This window comes from Acetobacterium sp. (genome assembly GCF_041752335.1).
In the GTDB taxonomy this organism is placed as follows: domain Bacteria; phylum Bacillota; class Clostridia; order Eubacteriales; family Eubacteriaceae; genus Acetobacterium.
In genome coordinates this window covers 1-10,146 of the sequence record NZ_JBGSHG010000068.1, presented here as the reverse complement: position 1 = coordinate 10,146, position 10,146 = coordinate 1, and the positions used below count along the sequence as shown (strand labels likewise).

The window sequence follows — 10,146 nt, the reverse complement described above, 5'->3', positions numbered from 1 at the left end:
TGGAATTAAGATTATTGCTGGGAACTCGAATATTGCTTTGGCACAGGAAATTGCCGAATATTTAGAAGTCCAGCTGTGTAACGCTGAGGTGGTCTCCTTTAGTGACGGGGAAATCGGCGTGAACGTCTTTGAATCGGTTCGAGGCGCAGATGTTTTTGTGATCCAGTCGACCGGTACCCCGGTGAATGAAAATTTAATGGAATTACTGATTCTCATCGATTCCATGAAACGTGCTTCGGCCGGCCGAATTAATGCCGTGATCCCTTATTATGGGTATGCCAGACAGGATCGTAAGGCCAAATCCCGAGATCCGATTACGGCTAAACTGGTAGCAAATTTGTTAACCACCGCCGGTGCCGACCGGGTCATCACCATGGATCTTCACTCCAACCAGATTCAGGGTTTCTTTGATATTCCTCTGGATCACTTATCAGGCGGGGCCCTGATCACTGAATATTACCGGGAAAAGAAACTGGAAAACATGGTTGTCGTGTCGCCAGATGTCGGTAGCGTCAAGCGATCACGAAAGCTGGCCAGAAACCTGAACTGTCCCTTTGCCATCATTGATAAGGAACGCCCCCGCCCTAATGAAACCGCGGTTATGAATGTTATTGGGGATGTTAAAGGGAAAAACTGTATTATGATCGACGATATGATTGATACCGCCGGAACGATTACCTCCGGTGCCAATGCCCTCATCGATCTTGGTGCCAATTCTGTTTTTGGAGCCTGTAGTCATGGCGTGTTTTCCGGTCCGGCCATCCAGCGAATTCAGGATTCCGCGATTGAAGAACTGGTGACCCTGAATACCCTGTGTATTCCCAAGGAAAAACAAATCGACAAAATAAAAATTCTTTCCACCGGAACCCTTTTTGGCCGAGCCATTGACTATGTCCATTTTGGTCGATCACTGAGCAAGCTTTTTGTGGGAAGATACGTATAGGATAGTCGATGCATCTGATTATTGGATTGGGAAACATTGGCAAAGAATACGATGGAACCCGGCATAATATCGGCTTTGAAACCCTGGATTATCTCAGCGATAAAAAAGGAATCACGATCACCAAGAAAGAACAAAACGGCCTGACTGGCGTCTATCGTGAAGATGGACAAAAAATTATGCTGGCCAAGCCGACCACCTATATGAATAACAGCGGCCTGTGTGTGGCCGGGCTGATGAATTTTTATGATATCCCGCTGGAGAACCTGCTGGTGATCTATGATGACATCGACCTGGCTACTGGGGACGTGCGGATTCGGCAGCGTGGCAGTGCCGGGACCCATAATGGCATGCGGTCGATTATTCAGCATTTGGGAAATCCCGAATTTTCCCGCATCCGGATCGGCATCGGCCGACCTCGGATCGGTTCGGAATTGGTTCACTATGTCCTGGGGCGTTTTCCCAAAAGCGAATTTCCGGCTATGGAAAATGCCGTGATCGAAGCAGCAAAAGGGGTGGATATTTTTGTCAAAGATGGGGTTGATCTGGCGATGAACCGGATTAATATTAGGAAAAAAGCCGAAGAAAAAAAACCTGAAGAAAAAAAGACTGCAGAATCAAAAGAACCGGAAAAATCTGTTTAAAAGACTCATAATAAAAGATAACGACTAAGACGTACGTAAAAGAATACAAACAGGGGCCCGGGTTTAAAACCCGGGCTATCCGTGTTTCAAATGAAAGAAGAGATCATGGAATTACTTTATCAAGACCTCTTGAAGGTCGAATCGATCCAAACCATATTGAATAATCTGGTCCCGGGAGAAATCATCAATCTCTCCAATGTCAACAACAGCTTTAAAGAAGTGCTTACCGGGCTGATCTTCGGGCAGCAGAAAAAGCGGATTCTTTATGTTACGGCAACCGATTATCAGGCCCAGAAAACGGCCCAGAATCTGGAAACAATCCTCGGGGATCAGGTGCTTTACTGTCCAGCCGAGCCGATTCATGATTATTTTGCAGATGTGCACAGCCAGGAAATCAATCATCAGCGGTTGGTTGTATTTGAAAAACTGTTGTCGAATCAGAGCTTTGTGGTGGTGATGGGGTCCGAGACCCTGTTAAAGAAACAAATGCCCAGAGAAAAATTTCAGGGTCTTGGTTTTACCCTGAGAGTGGTGGACAGCTGGGATCCCATCATCCTGACCAATCGTCTTTTTGAACTGGGGTATGAACCAGTCTCCCAGGTTGAAGCGAGAGGGCAGTTTGCCCACCGGGGCGGGATTATTGACGTTTTTTCCACCACGGGTCAGGAAGCCTACCGGATTGAATTTTTTGGCGATACGATCGAATCGCTGCGTACCTTTGATCCCCAAACCCAACTGTCAACCGATTCGGTGGAGCAGGTGATCATTCTGCCTGGTCGGGAAATTATTTTGGATCATGACAAACGGGCCAAAGCGCTTAAACAAATCGCCAAAAATTATGGCAATATCCCGGGTTATCAGGCTCTGATTGAACGGATCAGCGAAGACCCGGGGGGCCATGATGAGACCCTGTTTGCCTTTGTCAAGTCCGAAGGAATGCTCTTGGACTATCTTGGAGATGCTCTGGTTATCTGGGATGAACCACCCCGGATCAAAGAAGCTCAGGCTGTTTTTATCAATAAACTGCATAGTGATTTTCAGACCCTGATGGACGAACAGCTGATGTTTCCCGAAGAAAAAAACAAATTTTATTCCTTTTCAAAAATTGAAAAAGTGCTGGAGCGTCAAACCCAGTTAAGACTTCACCTATTTACGTCCCGGGGTAAAAAAGGGCTCGCCCTGGATTTAGGGATCAAGGAAAACGATTCGTTCTTAGGCCAGATCCCGCTATTTATAGAATTTGTCCAAAAGCAGCTGGAACAAGATGCCATCATCCATTTGCGGGCCCGGGATGAAGCCGGTCTGGAAAAGATCAAAAGCTTTTTAACGGATGCCGAAATTCACCGCTTTAGCAATGAGGCGGTACCGGGGGTTCAGCTGGTCAGCGGCGAAATCAGTGGCGGGTTTGAATTGACCGGGGAAAAGCTGATTTGCATCAATCAAAGCGAAATTATTAAAGCATCGACCCAGCGGAAAAAACGCCGTCGCCAAAAAGGACGAAAGATTGATTCCTTTACGCAATTGAACCAGGGTGATTTTGTGGTCCATGATACCCACGGCATCGGAGTCTACCGTGGCATTGAACAATTAAAAATCGATGAGACCATTAAAGACTTACTGGTTATCGAATATGCTAACGACGCCAAGTTCTACTGTCCGGTGGATCAGATGGATGCCATCCAGGTTTACGTGGGAACCGGCGAGAAAAAGCCAAAAATTAACCAGTTAGGCACCAATGACTGGAGCAAGTCCAAATCCCGGGTGAAAGCCGCGGTTGAAGAAATGGCTGACGAACTGATTGCTCTTTATGCCAAACGCCAGAATTTAAAGGGCTATGCCTTTGGTCCGGATTCCAGCTGGCAACAGGAGTTTGAGGACGCTTTCCCCCATGAGGAAACCAACGACCAGCTCCAGGCCGTGGACGAGATTAAGGAAGACATGGAGTCGACCCGGCCCATGGATCGGCTGCTCTGCGGCGATGTCGGCTATGGCAAAACCGAGGTTGCCCTGCGGGCCGTCTTTAAAGCGGTGATGGAGGGAAAACAGGTGGCCTTGCTGGTACCCACCACCATTTTAGCCCAACAGCATTATCAGACCGCCCTGGACCGGTTTAAAAAATACCCGGTCAGCATTGGCCTGCTTAGTCGGTTCCGGTCGAAAACCGACCAGGATAAAACCTTAAGGGAACTGGCTGCCGGCCAGGTGGATCTGATTATCGGCACCCATCGGCTGTTATCAAAAGACGTTATCTTCAAAGATCTGGGGTTGCTGGTGGTGGATGAAGAACAACGGTTTGGGGTCGGACATAAGGAAAGGATCAAGCAGCTCAAAGAAAATGTCGATGTGTTAACCCTTAGTGCCACCCCGATTCCAAGAACCCTGCATATGTCGATGATCGGAGTCAGAGATATGAGTGTCATCGATGAGCCGCCGGCCGGCCGGCGACCGGTGCTGACCTATGTGATGGAATATAATGAAGCCATCGTCAAAGATGCCATTCAGCGGGAACTGGCCAGACAGGGTCAGGTTTACTTTGTCCACAACCGGATCCACGATATCTTTGAAGTATCCCGAAAAATTCAAAAGCTGGTTCCTGAAGCCCGGATTGTCGTGGCTCATGGCCGGATGACCGGTCAGGAACTGGAAGACATCATGGTGGATTTTTTAGAACGGGAGTATGATGTGCTGGTGACCACCACCATTATCGAATCCGGACTGGATATTAAAAATGCCAATACCCTGATTATCGACAATGGTGATTATATGGGTCTGTCACAATTGTATCAGCTCCGGGGACGGGTGGGGCGATCCGATGTTCAGGGTTACACCTATGTGACCCATCGGCCTAAGGTGCTTTCGGAAATTTCCCAGAAACGCCTAAAAGCCATCAAAGACTTTACGGCCTTTGGTTCGGGTTTTAAAATTGCCCTTCGGGATCTTGAAATCAGGGGTGCCGGAAATATTCTGGGAGCGGCTCAGTCTGGCAATCTGGCAACCATCGGGTATGAACTTTATTGCCGTATTCTCGATCAGGCGATCCATGAGCGGCTGGGCAAAGAAATGGATTTCTCGGCCAGCGAGCTGTTAATCAACCTCAATGTGAGCAGTTATATTCCAGAAAACTATATTGCCGATGAAGAGCTCAAATACGATATTTACAAGAAGCTGTCTTATGTGAAGTCCCGGGCAGATTACGATGAGCTTGAAGATGAGTTATTGGACCGCTTTGGGGAAATTCCCGATGGGGTCTATAATCTGATGACCTTGGCGATGATCAAACATCTGGGCAGATCACTGGGGATGACTGAAATTCGGGAACGGGGGAACAGTATTTTATTCACCTTTGACAATACCAGGGAAATCCCCATTCCCGATCCGGAACTGATGAAGGCACTGTTTGACACCTTCAATATTAAGTTCAATGCCGGAAAAGGGGATCAGATCCGCTGGCGGATCGTTTTAAAACACGACCAGGATCAGACCTACCTGAAAGCCTTAGGTGAATTTCTGGGGCGATTGGTTTCATCAAAGAATTAAGGTAAAGTCCAGTTGTCGTATGTTAAACTAGGCAAGGTTTAATTTATATGAAATTAATAAAGAAGAGGAGAACGACAAAAATGAAGAAATCTCGTATCATGGCTTTAATGCTGACAGGTGTTATCTGTGTCAGTCTTTTTGCCGGAGGTTGTAGTTTGGTTAAGGTAAATCCTGAACAGGATAAGAAGGTGGAGATCGCAGTTATTGACGGAACCCCTTTGTTAAAAGAGAATTTTAACAATTATATGGCATATTATCAGATGTATTTTGATGCCAGCAGCATGGCATTCCCTACAGATAAAGAACTCATAGAGCTGAAAAAGGATATTCTGAACGATCTGGTTCGGGTTGAAACCCTCACCGCAAAAGCGAAAAAAGATGGGGTTACGGTGGATGAAACAGGGATTGCCGCCAATGCGACCGGCATGCTGGAATCACTGAAAACAACCTTGGGCGAAGAAAAATATGCAGCGGTTTTAGAAACATATAACACCGACTCCGCATCATTTGAAGCATTCCTGAATATGTTCCTGTTGGATTACAGCTATGCCAACACCATGGAAACAAACTATAACAATACTTTGAAAGCTGATCCCAGCAAAGAATTAGATACGGTTGTGGGAACCGTTGGTAAAGATGAGGTTAAAAAAGATGTTTATAATTATCGTCTGGCCAATGAAGAATTACTAACCTATTACCAAACTCAGCAAGCTTTGGGAACCGATGATGAAACGATGAAAACCACCAATGAAACCATCTTCAATACCATTGCTGAGCAAAAAGCGCTGGCCCAATATGCCGAAGAAAAGAAACTGACAGCTGATCAAACAAATATCGACAGCTATGTGACTACCCAGGAAGCATTTATCAATTATCTGTTGCCAGGTGATGAAGCATTACAACAGTTTTTGGATGCTAAATTCTTAACCATTGCCCAGTTTAAAGAATTTATGAAACAGGATGCCACCGCATCGGCTATTTCTAAAGCGGTTCAGGCAGATCTGGAAAGCACGATAAAAGTAACTGATGGCGAGATTAAGAAATACTACGATGAAAACAAAGCATCCTACGATACCGGCACCGTTTCGGCTAAACATATTTTAGCCACTGAACAGGCATTGGCTGATCAGGTTTACGCGGAAGCTAAGAATGCTAAAACAGTGGCAGAATTTGATGCGATTATGGCAAAATATCAAACCACTGACGGTATCCAGGAAGCAGCAGATCTGGGATCTTTCACCAAATCAACGATGGTCACTGAATTTTCTGACGCCGCTTTCGGGATGGAAGTAAATACGGTCAGCGAACCGGTTAAAACCGATTATGGTTACCATGTTATCTATCTTTATGATAAAAAAACCGGGGAAACACCAAGCCTGGAAGATAAAAAAGAAGAAATTAACGAAACCTTGAAAAGTGAAAAAGTCACCGCCGAATTTGATAAGCTCAAAATAAAGCTTGTGAATAAATTCAAAGTTAAAATTAACGATATCATCACTCCGGCAGACGCTTATCTGGAAGAGTTAAAAACAGAATTGAACGTTAAAGTTTACGAAAACAAAATCTAAATACAATTTAAACATAAGACAAAAAGCACTGAGTTTCAGTGCTTTTTGGTTGTGTATGAATAGTTGATGGGATATAATAAAAAACAATCTGCAAAGCACCATCGGGGATTTGCATAAATGAACAAAAGAGGTTTATCTATGTCTGAGCGAACATCAAATTACTTAAAGGGTGCCAGTATCCTGGTCGCCGCGGGGATTCTATCCCGGCTGTTGGGCCTCTTTTTTAAGATTCCCCTGTATCAAATGGTGGGAAGTTACGGAAATGGGATCTATGGGAATGTCACCAGTATTTACAATTTGCTGCTGATGGTTTCCACGGTGGGTTTTCCAGTGGCGATCTCAAAAATGGTTTCTGAAAGCATTGCCAAAAATGAATATGCCACCGCCCATCGGGTTTTCAAACTATCGATAATCATCCTGGCGGTTCTGGGCACGCTATCCAGTCTATTCCTGTTTTTTGGAGCGGAATGGATCATTGAAACGGCGAACTGGACGGCTGAAAGTTATCCAGCTCTGGTGGCGATTGCCCTGGCACCCTTGTTTATTTCCTTTGTATCGGCTTTTCGGGGCTTTTTTCAGGGTTTTCAGATCATGACACCGACCGCGGTTTCTCAGATTCTGGAGCAGCTTGTCCGGGTTTTTCTGGGCGTCATTTTATGTTGGGCTTTTGTGGGTCAATTTGGCATCGGGCTGGGGGTCGGCGGGGCGGTTTTTGGCGCTACCGCCGGCGGGCTGGTGGCAGCCATATTACTGGCTTACTTATACCGCAGCTTTGTTACCAAAAATAAACGGTTGCTGAAAACAAGAACCCAAAAACGGCAACGCTCCAACCGGGCGCTGTTGAAAAGACTGGTGATCATCTCCATACCGGTCACATTGACATCGGCTCTGGTAGCCATGTTTTCGACCGTTGACTCGTTTATCTATGTATCCCGGCTGGGGGTGGCTGGCATCGATGAAATAACCGCAACCATGATGTTTGGAGATTTTACCAATGCGGAAATACTGATTACTATTCCGTTGATCATCAGCGGCAATCTGGCGGTGGCGATGATCCCGGCGATTTCTGAATCCTTTGCGATGCGGGACCGGAAAGCTATGAATCAAAAAATCGTGCTGGCCATTCGGGTTATTCTGCTGGTGGCGTTTCCGTCCTGTATCGGTTTATCGGTGCTGTCCTATGGCATCTTCGATCTGCTCTTTCCGGGATCGCCCTACGGCGGATTTATTTTATGCACCTTTTCCTATGCAACGATTTTTATGATGCTTTCGAACACCTTTCAGAGCATCCTCCAATCCATCGACCGGTTTCGCATCCCACTGATTAATCTGGGGGTGGCCATCATTATTCGCTTTATCACTGGTTGGATATTTTTGTCGATTCCCTTTTTCAATATTCAGGGGATTGTTATCAGCAGTATGATTACCTTTATTTATCTGACGGTGGCCAACTACGCATCGGTCAAGCGTTACACCCACATCAAGGTGGACTTTATCCACACCGCCCTGAAACCGTTGATTGCTGCGACGGTGATGGGAATTGCCGTATTTTTTGCCTATAAAGGGATTGCCGCTCTGCTGGGAGGATTTATGGGGATTATTATGGCAGTAATCATCGGCATCTTTATTTACTCTTTTGTGCTGGTTTTGATCAAAGGAATAACAGCAGACGAAATAAGGGTACTGCCGGGAAGCCGAACCTTACTAAAATTTTTTCGCCATCTTGAACGACTTGCACCCGGTCGCAAAAAACGGCGTATCAGACATCAGTAATCAATTCAGAAAGGAAATAAAAGCATGCACCAAATAAATATTGTCGGTTTGGGACCGGGCAGCCCAGGCCAGATCACCCTGGAAACATTAGCATTATTAAAAGATGCGAGTCCCAATTTTTTTAGAACAAAGATTCATCCAGTGATGGATTTTATTCGGGAAGAAGCCATCAGTTATCAAAGCTTTGACTGCTATTATGAGCAGGAAGGCTCTTTTGAGGCTGTTTATGATCAAATTGTCATAAAGCTTATCGAAACCGCTAAAACAACTGAAAAGTTGGTCTATGCGGTTCCCGGAAACCCTCTATTTGGTGAAAAAACGGTCGAAAAATTGATTGTTGCGGCAAAAGCGGCAGGCATCAACTATCGGATTTATCCGGGCGTCAGTTTTGTCGATGTGACCCTGAACAGTCTGGAAGAGGACCCTATTCATGGGCTCAAAATTATGGACGCCTTTGATTGCGGGAAAAATCCTCCGGATCCTCGGGTGGCTGCTTTAATAACCCAGGTTTACGATTGGCATATGGCTTCAGAGCTTAAATTGCAACTAATGGATATTTATGATCCCGAAAAAAAGGTGGTCCTGTTGATTAATTCAGGGATTCCCGGCGCCGAAAAATCAATCGAAATCTGCCTGTATGAGCTGGATCGGGTGGATGCCATCAATCATCTCACCAGTCTTTATATCCCGGCCGAAAATGAAGCTTATCAAGGATTTCAGGGAACCATTGAGATAATGAAGGTTCTGAAAGGAAGCGAAGGTTGCCCCTGGGATCGGATCCAGACTCATGAAAGTTTGAGAAATTATCTGCTGGAAGAGAGTTATGAGGTGTTAGAAGCCATCGATAATCAGGATTGGGATAATCTGGCTGAAGAATTAGGCGATGTTTTATTTCAGATTGTCTTTCACGCCGAAATTGCCAGTGAGGCTGGCCGTTTTAACATCAACCAGGTGATTGGTGGGATCAATGAGAAAATGATCAGACGCCATCCCCATGTTTTTATTGACAAGGCCAGCTTTAATCCGGATCAGGTTGAAACCAACTGGGATGCCATCAAACGGCTGGAAAAGGGTGAGTTGGGCGAATCGCAAGAAAGCTCCGGACTGGCTTCAGAAATGAAAAAAATACCCAAAGCGCTGCCGGCTTTAATGGAGGCCTATAAGGTTCAGAAAAAGGCCGCCAAAGTCGGTTTTGACTGGCAGGAGCCAATGGCAGCGCTGGAAAAAATCGATGAGGAAACCCTCGAATTAAGAGCGGCGCTCCAGGAAAATAATCCGGAAAAAATTGAAGAAGAGCTGGGGGACCTGCTTTTTTCAGTGGTTAATGTGTCCCGATTGCTTAAACTTCAACCAGAGATGGTGTTAAGGAAAGCGACAGAAAAATTCATTGGCCGGTTTGAAAAAATGGAAAAAGTTGCCAGTCAAGAGAAAAAAACTCTAAATGACTATACTTTTGAGCAATTGGACGAGGCCTGGAATCGGTCAAAAGGGCTTTAAGAGCGGAAAAAGCGGAAAAAAGCAAAAAAAACTTGTAATTTGCATATGAACACGCTTATAATATTACAATAGAATACTGGAAACTATCAGATGGAGGAAAAAATGAACAAATCAGAATTAATTGCCCAAATGGCAGAAAAGTCGGGTTTATCAAAAAAAGATTCAGAAAAAGCATTAGGTGCTTTTT

7 protein-coding genes are annotated in these 10,146 nt (G+C 45.4%); all 7 read left to right on the top strand.

The genetic code is table 11. The features are described from left to right. The first annotated feature begins 4 nt into the window (after positions 1 to 4). The gene (locus tag ACEW8F_RS08915; protein WP_373483127.1) at positions 5 to 943 is read left to right on the top strand and encodes a ribose-phosphate diphosphokinase; all 939 of its coding nucleotides are present in this window, start codon (positions 5 to 7) and stop codon (positions 941 to 943) included. A gap of 8 nt (positions 944 to 951) precedes the next feature. Then, positions 952 to 1,584: an aminoacyl-tRNA hydrolase gene (gene pth, locus ACEW8F_RS08910; protein ID WP_373483125.1), complete on the top strand. Its 633-nt coding sequence runs from the start codon at positions 952 to 954 to the stop codon at positions 1,582 to 1,584. Positions 1,585 to 1,689: 105 nt separating this feature from the next. Next, a complete protein-coding gene (mfd, locus tag ACEW8F_RS08905; RefSeq protein WP_373483124.1) occupies positions 1,690 to 5,121 on the top strand; it encodes a transcription-repair coupling factor in 3,432 nt (1,143 codons plus the stop codon). Between the two features lie 80 nt (positions 5,122 to 5,201). Next, the gene (locus ACEW8F_RS08900; RefSeq protein ID WP_373483123.1) at positions 5,202 to 6,689 is read left to right on the top strand and encodes a peptidyl-prolyl cis-trans isomerase; all 1,488 of its coding nucleotides are present in this window, start codon (positions 5,202 to 5,204) and stop codon (positions 6,687 to 6,689) included. Between the two features lie 138 nt (positions 6,690 to 6,827). Further along, complete coding sequence (locus tag ACEW8F_RS08895; RefSeq protein WP_373483122.1) at positions 6,828 to 8,462, top strand: oligosaccharide flippase family protein; 1,635 nt, start codon at positions 6,828 to 6,830, stop codon at positions 8,460 to 8,462. A 24-nt stretch (positions 8,463 to 8,486) separates the two neighbouring features. Then, positions 8,487 to 9,959, top strand: a complete 1,473-nt coding sequence (gene mazG, locus ACEW8F_RS08890) for a nucleoside triphosphate pyrophosphohydrolase (RefSeq protein ID WP_373483121.1) — start codon at positions 8,487 to 8,489, stop codon at positions 9,957 to 9,959. A gap of 102 nt (positions 9,960 to 10,061) precedes the next feature. Next, positions 10,062 to 10,146 (top strand): HU family DNA-binding protein (locus ACEW8F_RS08885; protein WP_373483126.1); only part of this gene is annotated, 85 nt, incomplete at its 3' end.

What these genes read in the sequence shown, in the direction of transcription:
- pth (WP_373483125.1), top strand. Translation starts at nt 952, where the DNA reads ATGCATCTGATTATTGGATTGGGAAACATTGGCAAAGAATACGATGGA.
- mfd (WP_373483124.1), top strand. Translation starts at nt 1,690, where the DNA reads ATGGAATTACTTTATCAAGACCTCTTGAAGGTCGAATCGATCCAAACC.
- ACEW8F_RS08900 (WP_373483123.1), top strand. Translation starts at nt 5,202, where the DNA reads ATGAAGAAATCTCGTATCATGGCTTTAATGCTGACAGGTGTTATCTGT.
- ACEW8F_RS08895 (WP_373483122.1), top strand. Translation starts at nt 6,828, where the DNA reads ATGTCTGAGCGAACATCAAATTACTTAAAGGGTGCCAGTATCCTGGTC.
- mazG (WP_373483121.1), top strand. Translation starts at nt 8,487, where the DNA reads ATGCACCAAATAAATATTGTCGGTTTGGGACCGGGCAGCCCAGGCCAG.